Raw genomic sequence first — 17,825 nt, 5'->3', positions numbered from 1 at the left:
TATATGTTCAACGAAAATTCCACAAACACCTACAAATTACTTTTAGTTACTTTTTGCACTTTTTCATTTTTATGCTGCAATGGACAATCAAGCGAGATCAGCACGAAACCTTTTACAGACGGCACAAATCATTGGTATCATATTAAAGATAAAACCAATATCATAAATCCAATTCCCAATCAGCCGAAATATGCAGAAACGGACTATGCTAAAATAGCCGATAACATTCTGTATTTCCAGCGTGATAATGGCGGATGGCCGAAGAACTATGATATGAAAGCCATCTTAACGCCACAGCAAATTGATAGCGTTGTGAAAACAAAGTACATTGAACATACTACTTTTGATAATGAAACGACTTATACGCATATTCATTATTTAGCGCAGGTTTACACACTTACAAAAGATCCAAAATATAAAGATGGTTGTCTGCGTGGCATTAATTTTACTTTAAAAGCGCAATATCCAAACGGAGGCTGGCCACAATATTATCCGTTGGAAAAAGGATACAGCCGTCATATAACTTTTAATGACGGAGCTTACATGGGGATTATGAATCTCTTTAAAAAGATTGTAAACAATGATCCAGATTATGCTTTTATAGACGATAAAACCAGAAAAAAAGTAGCGAAGTCATATGAAAAAGGATTGGAATGTATTCTAGAAATGCAGATTAAAGACAATGGAAAACTAACTGCATGGTGCCAGCAACACGACGAAATAACACTTCAACCGACTTGGGCTCGTAAATTTGAACCGCCAAGCATTTGCAATGCCGAAAGTGTTGATATTGTTTTGTTTTTAATGAATATTGACAATCCGAATGAAAAGATTACCAATGCGGTGCAAAGTGCGGTAAAATGGTTTCAGGATTCTAAAATTTACAATACAAGAATTGAAAGTTTTGAAGCTCCCGAAATGGATTCTAAATACAAGAAAATCAAAAATGATGTGAGAGTTGTGAATGATCCAACAGCTCCGCCAATTTGGACGCGTTATTATGAATTGAAAACACACAGACCTTTATTTTCTGATCGCGACAGCGAACTTTTGTATTCGTTGGCAGAAGTAAGCCGTGAAAGAAGAACGGGTTATGCGTGGTATACAGACAAACCTGAAAAAGCTTTGAAAAAATATCCAGCATGGCAAAAGAAATGGACGCCTGATGATGATGTTTTGAAGGAGTAAAAATTTCAACACATTGTTTTGTCATAGTAAAACTATTTAAATCTCCAGCGGAGTAAAATATCTATAGAAGATAAAATAAAAAAAGCTCCAGCGGAGCGACATCTTTTTTATAATGATATGTCGCTCCACTGGAGCTTTATATTGTAAAACTGTATTTCTTGCTATATATATTTCGCTTCTCTGAAGCTTACAAAAAATTAAAAATTAATCACTCAGATTGTAGAATGAAATTGCATTCTCAAACCAAATCTTATTTTGGTCTTCTATCGAAAATTTCGAAATATAATCTTCCAAAGTTTTTACCACTTCTTTATAATCTGAAGCTACATTTAAAACAGGCCAATCCGATCCGTACATTAATTTATCGGTAGAAAAGTTTTCAAAAATGATATCTAGATATGGTTTTAAATCTTGCGGTTTCCAGTTTTCCCAATCGGCTTCTGTCACCATTCCAGAGATTTTACACCACACATTGTCGAATTTTGCGATTTCTTCGATGCCTTTTTTCCAAGAATTAATGCTTCCTGATTTGATATCTGGTTTCGCAATATGATCGATTACAAATCGCTGATTCGGAAAATCCTTCACCAAACTGATTGCTGCTGGCAGCTGGCGTTCGAAAATCAAAACATCGTAAGTGTAATCGAATGTTTTTAAAGCTTGAATTCCTCTTCTGAATTCCGTCCCAAACATAAAATCGTCTGGTTCGCCTTGCACAACATGTCTAAAACCTTTCAGTTTTTTTTGATTGGAAAAGAATTGTAAACGTTCTTCAACATTTTCACTTCTCAAATCTATCCAGCCGACAACGCCTTTTATGAAATCATTTTTAGATGCTAAATCCAATAAAAAATGCGTTTCGTCTTCGGATTGGCTTGCTTGAACTGCAACACAGCCTTCAAAATGATTTTCTTTTAATAACGGTTGTAAATCTTCAGGCAGAAAATCTCTTTGAATTACCGCCATAGTTTCATCAATCCAGCTGTCTCTAACGGGATCAAATTTCCAAAAATGCTGATGCGAATCGATTCGGTTTCCCATGCTTTTTAGTTTACATCACTAATTAAGGCACGATCTAAATGTACATAACCGCCGTCAACAAAAACAAATTGTCCGGTAGTATGCGAAGAACGATCAGAAATAATGAAAAGTGCCGTATCTGCAATTTCTTCTGTTTTAGTCATTCTGCTTTCAAACGGAATGCTTTTGTTTATTTTCTTTAAAACGCTTTCACCGTCTTCCAGTGTTTTAATCCAGTCTTCATAGGCAGGAGTATAACTTTCGGCAATGATAATGGCATTCGAACGAATTCCAAACTGAATCAGATCGACTGCCCATTCTCTTGTAAGTCCTAAAACGCCTCCTTTTGCAGCAGCATAACCAGAAGTTCCTCCCTGCCCTGTTAAAGCGACTTTTGAACCAATATTTAAGATATTCCCTTTTGATTCTTTTAAGTATGGTAGCGCATATTTTACTAATAAAAAATAGCTTACAACATTCAGTTTTAAAGAATCCATAAATTCTTCGTATGAGGCATCTAAGCCTGCACCGTCATTCACACCAACGTTATTAATTACAGCGTCGATTCTTCCGTATTTTGCTGTAATTGTTTTAACCGCATTTTCGATTTCAACAGGATCAGTAACATCTGTTTGAACGAATAAAGAATCAATTCCTCTTTTTTGAAGATTTTCCGCGTAAGCGAAACCTCTTGCGTTTCTGTCTACTAGAACCGGAATTGCTCCTTCATCTGCTAGTCTGTTAATGATTGTTTCTCCAATACTGCCTTCTTTACCAGCCGAACCGGAAACAACGACAATTTTATTTTTTAAGTTTAAATCCATTTTTGTGGTTATTAATAATTAGCAACGCTTAAATTTAAACACATAGAAACATAGTTTATAGGAATCTGAAAAAGGCGTTTCACTAATTTCAATTCACATAGCTATGTGTTAGAAACTAGTTTCTTTCAATTCTCTTTCTGAAACAAAAAATCTATATTTCTATGTGTTAAAAGAAATTACTCAATTTCAATCAACGCTTTGATCACATTATTCTTAGGATCAATCAAATTCCTGAAATCGTTAATCATTTCAGAAAAACTCGTTCTGTGAGTAATGTATTTTTTCGGATCAATTTTTCCTTCTTTCAGGCATTTCATTACATATTCAAAATCTTCGATTGTCGCATTTCTGCTGCTCATTAAAGTCGATTCTCTTTTGTGGAAATCCGGATGACTAAAACTCAATTCTCCTTTTTGAAGTCCGACCAAAACAAATCTTCCTCCATGCGAAATATAATTGAAAGCACTGTTCATTACTTTCTGATTTCCAGTAGCATCAATTACCACATTTGCCATATCTCCGTTTGTTAATTCAGCCAGTTTAACCGCCACATCGTCGTTTAACGGATTAATGGTTTCATCGGCATTTAATTCTGTTTTGCAGAAATTCAATCGATAATCGTTAATATCCATTACAATTACTCTTGCTCCCGCAATTTTAGCAAATTGAATTAATCCAATACCAATTGGTCCTGCTCCCATTATCAAAACAGTATCTGTAGCTTTCACTGCTGCTCTTCTCACACCATGAGCTGCAATAGCAAGCGGTTCAACCAAAGCCAGTTCATCATAATCTAATCCCTGACCGTGTAATAAATACTGCTCTGGAATGGAAACATATTCAGCCATTCCGCCGTCGATATGTACTCCAAAAACTTTAATATTTACACAGCAGTTGGTCAATCCGTTCCGACATGCCACACAAGTGCCGCAGTTGAAATACGGAATAAAAGTTACTTTATCGCCGGGTTTAAAGCCTGCCGCATTTCCTTTTACATATTCTGCTGCCAGTTCGTGTCCTAAAATCCTTGGATATTCAAAATACGGCTGAGTCCCTCCAAAGGCATGAATATCAGTTCCACAGATTCCGATTCTTTTAATTTTCAGCAGTACTTCACCTTCTTTTGGTTCTGGAATACTGGTTTCTTTTAATAGAAATTCCTGCGGTTTTTCGCAAACAATATATTTCATTTTAGATTTTTTAAAACTATTCGTAAAACAATTAACCCATAGACTTTTTTAAGTGTCGAAACTATGTTTCTATGTGTTTAAATAATTATGCTAAACGAGTTAATAATTACTTTGTATAAGCAACTGCAGTTTGTTTACTTGTTCCCAAACCTTCGATTCCTAGTTCGATAACATCACCGGCTTTAATGTAAACCGGATCTGGTTTAATTCCTAAACCAACTCCCGGAGGCGTTCCTGTGCTGATAATATCACCAGGAAGCAAAGTCATAAACTGGCTTAAATAATGTACTAAATACGGAATTTTGAAAACTAAATTTAAGGTATTGCTGTCTTGGTATTTTTTACCATTTACTGTCAGCCACATTTTTAAATTATCCACATCGGATACTTCGTCTTTTGTAGCCAGGAATGGTCCAAGAGGCGCAAAAGTATCGCTTCCTTTACCTTTCGCCCATTGTCCGCCGCGTTCTAATTGAAACGCTCTTTCGCTGTAATCATTTAATAAGGCATATCCGGCCACGTAATCTAAAGCCTCAGCTTCTTCAACATAACTTGCTTTTTTACCCACGACAAATGCTAATTCTACTTCCCAGTCCGTTTTTTCACTGTTTTTAGGGATGATCAAATCATCGTCTGGCCCGCATAAAGAAGTCGTCGATTTAAAGAAAATGATTGGTTCTGTTGGAATTGGTGCATTGGTTTCTTTACAATGATCCACATAATTCAATCCAATACAGATTATTTTTGAAGGTCTTGCAACCGGAGAACCTAAACGTACGCTGGCATCCACTTCTGGTAAAGATGGATTGCTGTCTAATGCTTTTTGTAATTTTTCTAAGCCATTTTCTTCAAAAAAGTTTTCGTTAAAGTCTGAAACTATAGAAGAAACATCATATCTTTTTTCATCAATTATAACTCCCGGTTTTTCTTTTCCGATTTCTCCAAAACGTATTAATTTCATTGTGTGTGTTTTTTTAAAGGTTCTGAGTTACTGAGGTTCTAAGTTTTTTTTCTAATCTCAGTAACTTTGCAATTTATTTTATTTTTTGAGTTTATGATTTAATTGCCATCGGAACTGAACTTCTAACTATTTTCTAAAATCTAAAAAAGTCTTAGAATCTCAGAACCTTAGCCCCTTCCTTAGTTATTTAATTTAATAAATCCTCCGTCGATTGGGTAATCGCATCCGGTGATAAAACCTGCTTCTTCACTGCATAAATACAAAGCAAGAGCTGCAACTTCATCTGGTTTTCCCATGCGGCCTATTGGTTGTGATTTAGAAAGTTTGTCGAATATTTCTTCTTCCTTTCCGGCGTAGTTTTTAGAAATAAAACCATCTACAAAAGGCGTATGAACCCTTGCCGGTGAAATAGAATTACATCGAATGTTTTCGCTTAAATAATCTCTCGCTACAGATAAAGTCATTGCCATTACAGCACCTTTTGCTGTTGAATACGCAAAACGGTCAGTGATACCCACCCATGCCGCGATAGATGCCATGTTTAAGATCACGCCTCCGTTAGAAAGCCTGAACTGTGGAATTGCGGCGTGTAAACAGTTGTAAACTCCTTTTACGTTTACCTCCATTACGCGGTCAAAATCAGCTTCTGAAGTTGTATCTACTTTACCAACATGAGCAATTCCAGCGTTATTAATAAGAATATTGATGTTTCCAATTTGTTCAAAAGCGGCTTGTACTTCAGATTGTTTAGCTACATTACATGCATACGAAAATACTTTTCCTCCTGCTTGTTTTATCTCATCTACTGCATCTTGTGCGCTTTCTAAAGTTAAATCGATAATGTGAACTTCCGCTCCCTGTTTGGCAAACAAGACTGCAATTGCCCGGCCAATGCCGCTTCCTCCTCCGGTTATAACAGCTTTTTTATTCTGTAATGAAAACATTTTATTAGGTATTAAATTTTAAAATGGGTATTTGCTATTAGTAAAAAATGTTTATGAATATTCATAAATGTAAAATCTACAATTACAAATGTAATCGATTAAATCTAAAATAATATTTTAATTTATAATTTATACCCTAAAATGATCTTTCTTTAAAATTTTATAACATTTTTTACATGCTTTGTAAAAAAATTAATGCAGAACATAACATACCTCAAAAAAACGATTACAAAAAGTTACATTTCCTTGTTCATGTGAATCTTATTTCTACTTTTGTAATTGTATATTCTACATTTATTAATTTAATCGATTACATCACTAAGAAGAATATTAAAGAACTAAGAATTAGTCTCGTCAACTTATCAAAGTTTTTGACACACTGATTTAAATTAAAATATTTAAAAATGAATATTCCTTACAAGCCTTTACTGCCCAAAACAAATCAGCCAATTGTGATTATTGGCGCCAGCGGAATTGTAAAAGATGCGCACCTTCCGGCTTACAAAATGGCTGGATTTACGGTTTTTGGCATTACGAATAGAACGATTTCCAAAGCACATGATTTAGCCAGAGAGTTTGACATTAAACATGTTTTTGAAAATGTTGCCGACGCAGTTAAAAACTCACCGCCAGATACAGTGTACGACATTACGGTTCTACCCGATCAATATATCGAGATTTTAGAACAGCTTCCTGATGGTGCTGCTGTTTTGATTCAGAAACCAATGGGAAATGATTTAGCACAGGCTAAAGATATTGTGGCTGTGTGCGAAAGAAAAAATTTAGTAGCTGCAATCAATTTTCAGCTTCGGTTTTCACCATTTGTAAGTGCAGCACGATATCTTATCAATGAAGGTTTAATTGGCGATTTATACGATTTAGAAGTTAAAGTAACTGTAAATACACCTTGGGAATTGTTTCCGCTGATTAAGGAACATCCTAGATTGGAAATTCTTTTTCATAGTGTTCACTATATCGATTGCATTAGGTCATTTTTGGGAAATCCAAATGGTGTTATGGCAAAAACGGCTAAACATCCGCTTAAAAAACTATCATCAAGCCGTTCTACGATTATTTTAGATTATGGAGAAGATAAACATGTAGTAATCAATACCAACCACGATCATCATTTTGGTCCAAACCACGAAGAAAGCTACATTAAATGGGAAGGAACAAAAGGTGCGATAAAAGCCAAAATGGGATTATTAATGAATTATCCCGACGGTCTGCCGGATATTTTTGAATATGCCGTAGAAAACGAAGCTGGACAATATGAATGGAAAAAAGTTCAACTCGAAGGTTCTTGGTTTCCAGAAGCTTTCATTGGAACAATGTCAAATTTAATGCGCTTTAAAGAGGGTTCAGATTCTAAATTATTGGCAAGTGTTCAAGACGTTTTAGACACCATGAAAGTAGTGGAAGCTTGCTACATCAGCAGTAGCAATGGCGGAATATCAATAGAAAAATTATAAAACCTAAATTTTTAAAACCATATAAATATATAAGTTGCTATAATTTTTGCGCATCGTTTACGCAACACACTGCTTAAATTATCTTGTATCATTTATATCGTGAGAAACAAAAAACTATCTAACGAATGCAAGTAACCAACCAAACCGGAGATCAGCACCAAGTGCCTACAGAAGGAGGAAAAACCAACTATCTTCTGCCATTTATTTTAATTACCAGCTTGTTTTTCCTTTGGGGAATGGCGCACAATCTGGATTCTATTTTAATTCCGCATCTTAAAAAGGCCTGCGAATTAAACAACCGCCAATCGACCTTAATTGACACCTCGGTATTTTTTGCCTATTTTATAATGGCGATTCCTGCGGGAATGCTGATAAAAAGATTTGGTTACAAAAACAGTATTATAACGGGATTATTAGTATTTGCTGCGGGAGCTTTTTTATTTGTCCCAGCAGCTAATTCCAGAACCTACGAGTTGTTCTTATTTGCTTTATTCGTAATTGGCTGCGGATTAACTATTTTGGAAACAAGTGCGAATCCGTATGCTGCTATTTTAGGCCCTGCTGAATCTTCTTCTAAACGATTAAATTTAGCTGCTTCTTTTAACGGATTAGCTGCTATGGTGGCACCAATTGTGGGTTCGTTATTCATTCTTTCAGGAACTAATCATACAAAAGAACAAATGGCCGCTATGCCAGATGCTGAAAAAACAGCTTATTTATTAGGTGAAGCAGCGGCAGTAAAATTACCTTATATCATTTTAGGAACTGTATTGGTTGTGGTAGCGGTAATATTCTATTTTATGCATTTGCCATCGATGAAACCACAACATACCGAAGCTGAAGTTAAACCAGGATTTTTCTCTGTTTTAAAATTTTCTCATTTAACATGGGCAGTTATAGCACAATTTTTTTATGTGGGTGCACAGGTTTGTATCACTAGTTTTTTCATTAGAATTGCTCAGCAAGGAGCTGGTTTAGATGAAAAAACAGCTGGATATTATCTGGGAATTTACGGTTTCTTATTCATGTCCGGACGTTTTATTGGTACTTTCTTTTTAAAATTCGTTAAAGATTATGTGCTGCTTTCTATTTACTGTGCTGCGAGTATTGTACTTTGTTTATTAGCGATTTACGGATCTGGAATCGTAGTAATTTATGCTTTGGGCGGAATTGGTTTCTTTATGTCGATCATGTTCCCAACTATTTTCTCTTTAGGATTAGTCGGTTTAAAATCAAATACAGAAACTGGTTCATCATGGCTGGTAATGTCAATTGTAGGAGGAGCTATCCTTCCCTACGGAATGGGAACTTTAATCGATATGAAACACGATGATATTCAGGCTGGATATATTATTCCGCTGTTGTGCTTTGTGATTATTTTGTCGTTTGGTTTATACGGACATAAGGTGAAAGGTGTACAGTGATTAGTGAATAGTGAATAGTGAAAAACTATACTAGTTATAAATCAATCGTTTACTATTTTCATAAAAAACGCCTCATTTCTGAGGCGTTTTTCTTTGGTCATGTTTAAATCTAGTTAGTGACGATTCCCTTTTGAATGGTCATTATTTTTATCGGAATGGTTATTTCTTCCGCCTTTGTTTCCTTTGTCTTTGTTATCAGACTTATGTTTATTTTGAGGTTTTCCATTGTTTTTTCCTGGCTTTTCACCTCTGTTCTTTTGAGGTTTTCCATGATATCCTTTTGGATAATTGGCTCTGTGTTTTGTGTGATACGTATAAGGTGCATCTCCTCTATAATCTGTTAAAACTACTTTGTAACCTGAATACAAATCATATTGTCTGTACTTGGCAGGAAGTCTTTTTTCACGAATCCATCTACCGCCATTATCGTAAATAAATACACTCTGGTTAATGTCATAATAAACATCGATATCTGGTAAATAGTAATACCTGTCGTCATCATATCCTTGTGGGCCCCCAGCTTGGCGGAGTCCCGATATTTACATTAATTGATACTTGCGCCTGAGCGAAAAATACACTCATAAATAACATTGAGGCGAATACTAGCTTTTTCATTTTCTTAGTGTTTAAATATTATTTCTGTAAATATAAATCGAAATTAGTGCCAATATTTAAGTTTAGCATATCCATTATACCGAAACCGAAAATTAATCGACGAACAGTCATTTCTAAGCGATGTACAATTCCTATTTATAAATGCCTTAAACGCAAAAAACGCCCCATAAAAAGGGGCGTTTTTTAGTCATGTTTATTTAATTCAAGGCGATCATCCTAGGAACTATTATGATCTTGTTTGGAGTTTTATCGTTTGTGTTTAGATTATGATTCATCTAAACAGTTCAAAAGTAATACAATATTGTGGTATTGTACTATTATTTAGACAAAGAGCATAATTTCGACGACAAACGTAAAGTTTTAAGAGTTCGTTATGATATTATTTCCATCCTCCACCTAAAGCTCTGTACAGATTTACTAATGCTTGTAATTTCTGCAGATTATCATTAATACCGCTTAACTGCGCTGCTAAAAGGTTTTGCTCAGATGTTAATACATCAGTATAATTCGTAGCTGAACTGTATTCTAATAATTGCTGTGTATAATCAACTGCTTTTTCAAGAGCTTCTATTTGTTTCGCTCTCGAGTCTTCTTTCTCAACTGCCATTTGATATGAATACAAAGCATCTGAAACTTCACTTCCTGCTGTTAATAAACTCTGCTGAAAGTTATTATATGCTTGCAATTGCTGCGACTGAGCGGTTGTTAATCTCAATTTGTTTTTACCTTGATTAAAAATCGGCTGTGTTAGTCCTCCAATAATCGAATAGAATATAGAATTGCTAAAGAAATCTTTCAATTCTAAGTTAGAGAATCCACCGCTGGCTGTAAGCGTTAAACTTGGATAGAAATAGGTTCTTGCCAAATTGGTTGATTCGAAAGCAACTCTGAAATTAAATTCGGCCTGACGAACATCTGGACGATTTTGTAATAATTGAGAAGGAACTCCAACTGCAATATTTTCAGGAACAATCTGTGAGCCTAATTCACCTCGGTCAATTGGTCCAGGCGCTTGTGCCAATAAAATGTTGATTGCATTTTCAGTTTCACGAATACTGCGTTTTAAATCTGGAATCAAAACTTCTGCCGCGTGCTGGTTGGCTTCACTCTGAACGACAGCTGCACCGGTTACGATAGCACCTTCTTTTAAATCTTTAATCGTTTCAACGTTCTTAATACGGCTTTCTAAAGTTTCCTGCGTAATTTTCAATTGTTTGTCATACGCAAGAAGTAAGAAATAGTTATTGGCAATGTCCGAAATCAATTGTGTCTGAACTGCTTGTTTTGCAGCATCGGTTGCTAAATAGCTGGCTAAAGCCGCTCTTTTAGAACTACTCAGTTTTCCCCAGATATCAGCTTCCCAAGAAGTACTTAAACCTAACTTATACGTTGTAGTCAAAGTATTGATATTGATTCCTGCCGGAAAGTTAAGTCCTGCTTCTGACTGCTTTGTGTGTGTCGCATTAGCATCCAGCTGTAAAGTTGGATAATAGGCTAATTTACTCTGGCTCAAAGAAGCTCTCGCCTGAATGATGTTTTCTATAGCATTTTTCAGGTTAAGGTTTTGATCTAATCCTTTTTGAATTAAGGCATTTAGTTTCTCATCTTTAAAAACACTCTGCCACGGCATATCGGCAATTGTAGTGGTATCTGCCGAAGTTTGGTCACGATACAAGTTGTCTGTCGAAAGTGTTGCCGGACGTTCGTATTTTTTGGTAACGGAGCACGCACTTAAAAGTACGGCTGTCATTACCATAAGAATATATTTATTTGAACTATTCGTCATCTTTGTTTTAATTAAATTTTACTCTTTGTGAGCTTCTAGTAAATGAATTTCTTCATCGTCGTCATCGTCGTCATAATTTTCCTTTGGCGGCCCACTCACTCTTTCTTGTAAAGATTGGAAAATGATAAACAGAATAGGAATAACAAATACCCCTAAAATCGTTCCGATTAACATACCTCCTACTGCTCCAGTTCCAATCGATCTGTTACCTACAGCACCTGCTCCGGTTGCAAACATTAACGGAACCAATCCTAAAATAAAGGCGAATGAAGTCATCAAAATCGGACGTAAACGTGCTACTGCTCCTTCAATTGCAGCTTGTAAAATGGGAAGTCCTTTTTTCCTTCTGTCCAAAGCAAATTCGACAATCAAAATACCATTTTTCGCCAGAAGTCCGATAAGCATGATTAAGGAAATCTGCAGGTAAATATTACTGTTGAGTTTAAATATAATCGAGAATAAATACGCTCCAGCCAATCCAAACGGAATTGAAAACAATACCGCAAAAGGAAGAATGTAACTTTCGTACTGAGCACTCAACAAGAAATAAACGAATACCAGACATAGAATAAAGATAAAAATCGTTTCGCTTCCCGATGCCAGCTCTTCACGCGTTAATCCTGAGAATTCATAACCGTAACCTGCTGGAAGATTTTCTGCTGCTACTTCCTGAATGGCTTTAATAGCATCTCCAGAACTGAATCCTGGTTTTGGCGCTCCAGTAATCGCAATAGACGTAAACAAGTTAAATCTCGAAATCGACTCTGGTCCAAATACTCTGGTCATTTTTACAAACTCCGTAATTGGCGCCATGTTTCCTGCACTGTTGCGGACAAAGATTTTATTTAATCCCTGCGTATTGGTTCTAAACTCTGGTGAAGCCTGAATCATAACACGGTATTGTTTTCCGAATTTGTTGAAATTCGAAGCGTACAATCCACCATAATAGCCTTGCATAGTTGATAAAATCGAGTTTACCGAAACTCCTGCATCTTTGGCTTTTGCTAGATTAATATCCATCATATATTGCGGGAAACCAGGGTTAAATGGTGTCGTTGCATATTGTATTTCAGGACGTTCGGCTAATTTAGCTAAGAATTCATTATTAACTTTATAGAATTCGGCAGTGGTATGTCCGCCTTTATCTTGTAATTGGAATTCGAATCCACCACTTTGTCCAAAACCTTGAATCGTTGGAGGAGAAATAAAGAAAATATTGGCTTCACGAATACCGCTTGTTTTAGCAAATAGCTGTCCAATTACATCATCAACACTTAAATCACGTTCATCCCAAGGTTTCAATTTTACGATAACCATACTGTAGGCACTACCCGCACCGGCTGTAAAGTTCTGTCCAACAATACGAAGTGTATTTTTAACTCCGGGAATAGTTTTCGCAATACTGTCTACTCTTTTAGCAATTACATCAGAACGCTCCATAGAAGCAGATGGCGGTAAACTAATGTTTGCAAAAACAGTTCCTTGATCTTCAGAAGGTACGAAAGCAGACGGCGTAGTTTTCATCATATAAACCAATGCCACTCCAGCGATCACAATTGAAGCTAAGGCAATCCATTTTTTTACAGAAAGGAAACTTACAGAACGTTTGTATCTTTCGGTAACATTATCAAATGCCACGTTAAATGCGGTATAAAAACGCTGTAAATAGCTTTTATGTTTATGATCGTCAGCATGTGGTTTCAATAAAAGCGCACATAAAGCCGGACTCAAAGTCAAAGCGTTAATGGCGGAAAGAATAATTGCAACAGCCAGCGTAATACCAAATTGTTTATAGAAAACTCCTGTTGATCCTCCAATAAAAGTTACCGGAATAAATACGGCCGCCATTACCAATGTAATTGAAATAATCGCTCCTGAAATTTCGTCCATTGCATGAATCGTCGCTTTTTTAGCTGATTTATATCCGTGATCGAGTTTTGCGTGTACGGCTTCTACTACTACAATCGCGTCATCGACCACAATACCAATCGCCAGTACCATCGCAAAAAGCGTCAATAAGTTAATTGTAAATCCGAATAAATTCAGGAAGAAAAATGTACCTACAATCGCAACGGGAACTGCAATTGCTGGAATTAAAGTCGATCTAAAATCCTGAAGGAAAATGAATACTACGATGAAAACCAGAATAAAAGCTTCAATTAAAGTATGGATTACTTTTTCGATAGAAGCATCAAGGTTTTCGTTAACATCCACAAGAGTAGTATATTTAACTCCTTTTGGGAAATTCTTTGCGGCTTCTTCAATTAACTTTTTAGAATTATTAATTACGTCACGAGCGTTCGATCCCGGAGTCTGGCTGATCGCCATCGCTGCCGATTCTACACCGTTTGTTTTAATAGTCGAAGCATAACTTAAAGATCCCAGCTCCACTTTGGCCACATCTTTAAGACGAAGCATTTGTCCGTTACCAACTGATTTGATAACGATATTTTCAAATTCCTGAGCACTTGTTAAACGTCCTTTGTATTTAATTACATATTGAAAAGCCTGATTTCCATTTTCACCAAATTTACCCGGCGCTGCTTCGATATTCTGTTCTGCTAAAGCAGCCGAAATATCACTTGGAATCAGTTTGTATTGCTGCATTACATCTGGTTTTAACCAAATTCTCATAGAGTAATCTTTGGCACCAAAAACGGTTACATCTCCCACCCCTACAACACGCTGAATCTGCGGTACAAGGTTGATTTTTGCGTAGTTTTGTAAAAACGTCTGATCATACGCTTTGTCTTCACTGTATAAAGAGAAAATCAATAAGTTACTACTCTGGCTTTTGGTTACAGTAACCCCAGCCTGAGTTACCTCTACAGGTAATAAACTGGTTGCTCTCGAAACCCTGTTCTGAACGTTTACCGCCGCTAAGTCTGGATTGGTTCCTACTTTAAAGAAAATTTTAATAGAAGCATTACCATCATTGGTTGCAGAAGAGGTCATGTACGTCATGTTCTCTACACCATTAATTTGTTCTTCCAGCGGAATTACGATACTTTTCAGTACCACATCGGCATTAGCTCCAGTATAACTTGCTGCCACGTTTACAGTTGGCGGTGCAATATCCGGATATTGAGATATAGGAAGCTCAATTAATCCTAGAACACCTAAAATGACGATAATAACCGATATTACCGTCGAAAGTACGGGTCTTTGTATAAATTTTTTAAACATTTTTTTTATTTTAAATCGGCGTAAACTGTTTCTGGGCTCTGATTGTTGGCTTTAATTTCAGTTCCTTCTTTTAGAGAAGCTACTCCTTCTAATACAATTTGATCTCCAGCATTTAAACCGCTTGTCACGACGTAATAATTGCCTGCAGAATTGTCTAGAACTGTGATATTGGCATTTTTAGTTTTTCCATCTTTGCCAACTACTACTGCAAAGATTTTATCCTGAAGTTCAAATGTGGCACTTTGAGGAACAATAATGGCATCTTTAACTTCGTTCGGAATTCTTACGGTAGTACTGCTTCCGCTTCTAATAATTCCTTTTGGGTTTGGAAAACGCGCTCTAACATTTACAGTACCTGTCTCGGTATTAATTAATCCGTTTACAGTTTCGATATGTCCTTTTTCATCATAAGCAGAACCATCAGAAAGCAATAAAGAAACGGCTGGCATGCTTTTTATTTTTTGGTTTAATGAAGCTCCTGCATCTTTAGTAAAATTCAGTAATGTTTTTTCATTCATTGCAAAATAAGCATATACGTTTCCAATACTAGAAACTGTAGTTAAAGGCTCTGCCGTGTTTGAACTTACCAAACTTCCTAAACGAAACGGAATCGAACCCACCACTCCGTTTACCGGACTTGTAACGGTTGTATATCCTAAATTCGTTTTAGCATTAACCAAAGCTGCATTTGCCTGAGCTAAAGAAGCTACAGCCGACTCATAGGTATATTGTGCTGATTCTAAATCATATTTGCTGATGATTCCTTTTTCAACCAATGGTCTCACTTTATTTACAGCCAATTTTGCCGCACTTAAATCAGCCTGCGCACTTTTAATACTTGCTGTTGCGGTGCGAACTTGCTGCTCATATTCTGGAGCACTGATTTTAAACAATGGCTGTCCTGCTTTAACAACAGCACCTTCATCTACAAAAATTTTATCGATGTATCCTTCGACTCTTGGTCGGATTTCTATATTCTGCTGTCCCTGAATACTTGCTGGAAAATCGCTGTTCAACGTAGCTGATTCCAACTGTAAAGTCACAGTCTTATATTCCTTAATCTGCGGTGCACCTCCGGCCTGAGCCGATTTATCATTTTTACCGCATGAAGCGATAATAAGTGATGCTGCAAGGATGCTTAAAAATGATTGCTTATTCATTTGAAATAATATGTAATTATCGATTATATACAGACAAAAGAAATAAAATATCACACGCGAAAAATTTCAAATAGACGAATACGGAAAGACAATCGATAAAGATATGCTGACACACGACGGGGTTTCAAAAAAATTAAACAAGCGTTTAATTCTTAAACTCATCGGCTCTAAAATGGTTTTTAAAGACTATAATTCTGCGTTGAGCGATTGGTTCTAAATCGAATGTAAATAAAGTGTAATATTGTCAATAAAAAAGTAAAATTCGTAATGGCATCAAACCTATACAGACCTTATTTATTTACCGGATTACACATTCTTGGCTGGTTTTTATTGGGATTTATCATGTTGTTTTACATCCCCTTAACTTGGAATCTAGTACTTCCGTCCATTTTTTGGCTTTGGCAGATTATTATCTTGTTTTTGTTAATGGCTATATTTTATACTAATGCAAAAATTATAGTTCCAAAAACCATCATTAAAGACAACACTTCGCCTTTTTTATTTTGGGCTTTTCTGGTCATTTTTGCGTTACAGCTTATCGCTTATGTATATACTTCGCAAACCGATCTTCACAATAAAATCACAGCAATTTTAGGATTCAAAAAGTACCGAAATCCGTATTTTGACAATTATGTTTTCATGCTTACGCTTTTGGTTTTAGGAATAAGCACGAGCTGGGCGATGTTACAGCACTGGCAGAAAGCGGCGCAATACAAACAAAAATTAGAACAGGACAAAACAGCTGCCGAGCTGGCAATGCTGAAAGCACAGATAAATCCGCACTTTTTCTTTAACTCGTTAAATAGTATTTATTCGTTAACGTACACCGATATTGAAGATTCTAGAAATGCACTTCACACTTTAAGCCGTATGATGCGTTATTTATTATACAGCACAGAAGAAACAACTACTTTATTGAAAGAAGCCGAATTTATGAAGGATTTTATTTCGTTGATGAAACTTCGTGCTAATAAAAAACTAACCATTACTACAGACATTCCAGAAAAAATTCACGATTACCCAATTGTTCCAATGTTATTACTACCTTTAGTAGAAAATGCATTTAAACATGGCATTCATGCTACGGATAAAAGCGAAATTCATATTAGATTAAGCCAAATTGGAAGTCACTTGGATTTCGAGGTAGAAAATACTTATTTCGAAAAACCGGCTCTACCTCATGAAGGAGGAATTGGTTTAACGAATACGAAACGAAGACTTCAGTTGATTTATCCGCATAAACATACCCTTATATCTGGTATCGCCAAAAACGGAATGTATAATGTAAAACTGCAACTAATTTTAGACTAATGATAACATTAAAATGTATAGCAGTCGACGACGAACCTCTGGCATTAAAACTGGTACAGACTTTTATTGAACAAACGCCTTTTTTAGAATTAACTGCCAGTTGTGACAATGCGGTTGAAGCAATGACTTTAATTAAAGATAAACAGCCCGATCTTGTTTTTCTAGATATCAATATGCCCAATTTAACCGGAATGGAACTTGCCAGACTTTTGCAGGAACAACCGGGACAAGTACCCAAAATTGTTTTTACAACCGCTTATAATCATTATGCGATTGAAGGCTATAAAGTGAATGCAGTCGATTATCTTTTAAAACCTTTCAGCTACGAAGAGTTTTTGCGTGCTGCCCATAAAGTACTTCAAATTACGACAGAAGCTTCCACACAATTTCAGTCTGTTACGGCAGATGATGAATTTATCTTTTTAAAAGTTGAATATCAATGGGTTCGTATTTCGCTTAAAGATATTTTGTATATCGAAAGTTTAAAAGATTACGTAAAAGTACATCTTGACGATTCGCAAAAAGCAATCATGTCATTGATTTCCTTAAAGGCTTTGGAAGAAAAACTGCCTTCTGCTAAATTTATGAGAGTACACCGCTCGTTTATCGTAGCGCTTGACAAAATAAATGCAATTACTAAAAATTCAATTTTAATTGGCAAAACAGAAATTACGGTTGGCGAACAATACAAAGAAACATTTAAAACCATTGTAGACAAATGGTTGAAATAAAATAGAATACAAT

At 35.9% G+C, this 17,825-nt stretch carries 14 protein-coding genes; 5 read left to right on the top strand and 9 right to left on the bottom strand.

All coding sequences use genetic code 11. From position 1 onward, the window contains the following. Positions 1–3: 3 nt before the first annotated feature. Positions 4–1,188 (top strand): pectate lyase, encoded by a 1,185-nt coding sequence (pelA, locus tag J0383_RS20920; RefSeq protein WP_207295889.1) that lies wholly within the window; start codon positions 4–6, stop codon positions 1,186–1,188. A 204-nt stretch (positions 1,189–1,392) separates the two neighbouring features. Here the strand turns inward: pelA and J0383_RS20915 are convergent, their stop codons facing one another. The 5 genes from J0383_RS20915 to J0383_RS20895 form a co-directional block, all read right to left on the bottom strand. Next, positions 1,393–2,229 (bottom strand): amidohydrolase family protein, encoded by an 837-nt coding sequence (locus J0383_RS20915; protein ID WP_207295888.1) that lies wholly within the window; start codon positions 2,227–2,229, stop codon positions 1,393–1,395. A gap of 5 nt (positions 2,230–2,234) precedes the next feature. Next, positions 2,235–3,032 (bottom strand): SDR family oxidoreductase, encoded by a 798-nt coding sequence (locus J0383_RS20910; RefSeq protein WP_207295887.1) that lies wholly within the window; start codon positions 3,030–3,032, stop codon positions 2,235–2,237. 176 nt (positions 3,033–3,208) lie between these two features. Continuing rightward, positions 3,209–4,222 (bottom strand): zinc-binding alcohol dehydrogenase family protein, encoded by a 1,014-nt coding sequence (locus tag J0383_RS20905; protein ID WP_207295886.1) that lies wholly within the window; start codon positions 4,220–4,222, stop codon positions 3,209–3,211. A 106-nt stretch (positions 4,223–4,328) separates the two neighbouring features. Further along, positions 4,329–5,183 carry a fumarylacetoacetate hydrolase family protein gene (locus J0383_RS20900; protein WP_207295885.1) on the bottom strand — a complete coding sequence of 285 codons (855 nt, stop codon included), beginning with the start codon at positions 5,181–5,183 and terminating at the stop codon, positions 4,329–4,331. Positions 5,184–5,362: 179 nt separating this feature from the next. Further along, the gene (locus tag J0383_RS20895; protein WP_207295884.1) at positions 5,363–6,127 is read right to left on the bottom strand and encodes an SDR family NAD(P)-dependent oxidoreductase; all 765 of its coding nucleotides are present in this window, start codon (positions 6,125–6,127) and stop codon (positions 5,363–5,365) included. Between the two features lie 404 nt (positions 6,128–6,531). Between J0383_RS20895 and J0383_RS20890 the strand changes: the two genes are divergently transcribed. Further along, positions 6,532–7,599, top strand: coding sequence for a Gfo/Idh/MocA family protein (locus tag J0383_RS20890; RefSeq protein ID WP_207295883.1), 1,068 nt, complete (start codon positions 6,532–6,534; stop codon positions 7,597–7,599). Positions 7,600–7,724: 125 nt separating this feature from the next. Then, positions 7,725–9,023 (top strand): L-fucose:H+ symporter permease, encoded by a 1,299-nt coding sequence (fucP, locus tag J0383_RS20885; protein WP_207295882.1) that lies wholly within the window; start codon positions 7,725–7,727, stop codon positions 9,021–9,023. 113 nt (positions 9,024–9,136) lie between these two features. Here fucP and J0383_RS23820 read toward each other — a convergent pair whose 3' ends face one another. The 4 genes from J0383_RS23820 to J0383_RS20865 all read right to left on the bottom strand — a co-directional run bounded on the left by J0383_RS23820 (position 9,137) and on the right by J0383_RS20865 (position 15,770). Then, positions 9,137–9,391 carry a hypothetical protein gene (locus J0383_RS23820; RefSeq protein ID WP_317196717.1) on the bottom strand — a complete coding sequence of 85 codons (255 nt, stop codon included), beginning with the start codon at positions 9,389–9,391 and terminating at the stop codon, positions 9,137–9,139. Between the two features lie 626 nt (positions 9,392–10,017). After that, positions 10,018–11,424 carry an efflux transporter outer membrane subunit gene (locus J0383_RS20875; RefSeq protein WP_207295881.1) on the bottom strand — a complete coding sequence of 469 codons (1,407 nt, stop codon included), beginning with the start codon at positions 11,422–11,424 and terminating at the stop codon, positions 10,018–10,020. An 18-nt stretch (positions 11,425–11,442) separates the two neighbouring features. Next, positions 11,443–14,610: an efflux RND transporter permease subunit gene (locus tag J0383_RS20870; protein ID WP_207295880.1), complete on the bottom strand. Its 3,168-nt coding sequence runs from the start codon at positions 14,608–14,610 to the stop codon at positions 11,443–11,445. Between the two features lie 5 nt (positions 14,611–14,615). Beyond that, complete coding sequence (locus tag J0383_RS20865; RefSeq protein WP_207295879.1) at positions 14,616–15,770, bottom strand: efflux RND transporter periplasmic adaptor subunit; 1,155 nt, start codon at positions 15,768–15,770, stop codon at positions 14,616–14,618. A 267-nt stretch (positions 15,771–16,037) separates the two neighbouring features. Between J0383_RS20865 and J0383_RS20860 the strand changes: the two genes are divergently transcribed. Both J0383_RS20860 and J0383_RS20855 read left to right on the top strand, forming a co-directional pair. Further along, a complete protein-coding gene (locus J0383_RS20860) occupies positions 16,038–17,081 on the top strand; it encodes a sensor histidine kinase (RefSeq protein ID WP_207295878.1) in 1,044 nt (347 codons plus the stop codon). After that, positions 17,081–17,812 (top strand): LytR/AlgR family response regulator transcription factor, encoded by a 732-nt coding sequence (locus tag J0383_RS20855; protein WP_207295877.1) that lies wholly within the window; start codon positions 17,081–17,083, stop codon positions 17,810–17,812. Before J0383_RS20860 ends, J0383_RS20855 begins: the two co-directional genes overlap by 1 nt. Positions 17,813–17,825 lie beyond the last annotated feature (13 nt).

It is taken from the genome of Flavobacterium endoglycinae (assembly GCF_017352115.1).
GTDB lineage: Bacteria > Bacteroidota > Bacteroidia > Flavobacteriales > Flavobacteriaceae > Flavobacterium > Flavobacterium endoglycinae.
Note: the sequence above shows the minus strand (reverse complement) of the source record. Positions and strands in the feature narration are given on the sequence as shown.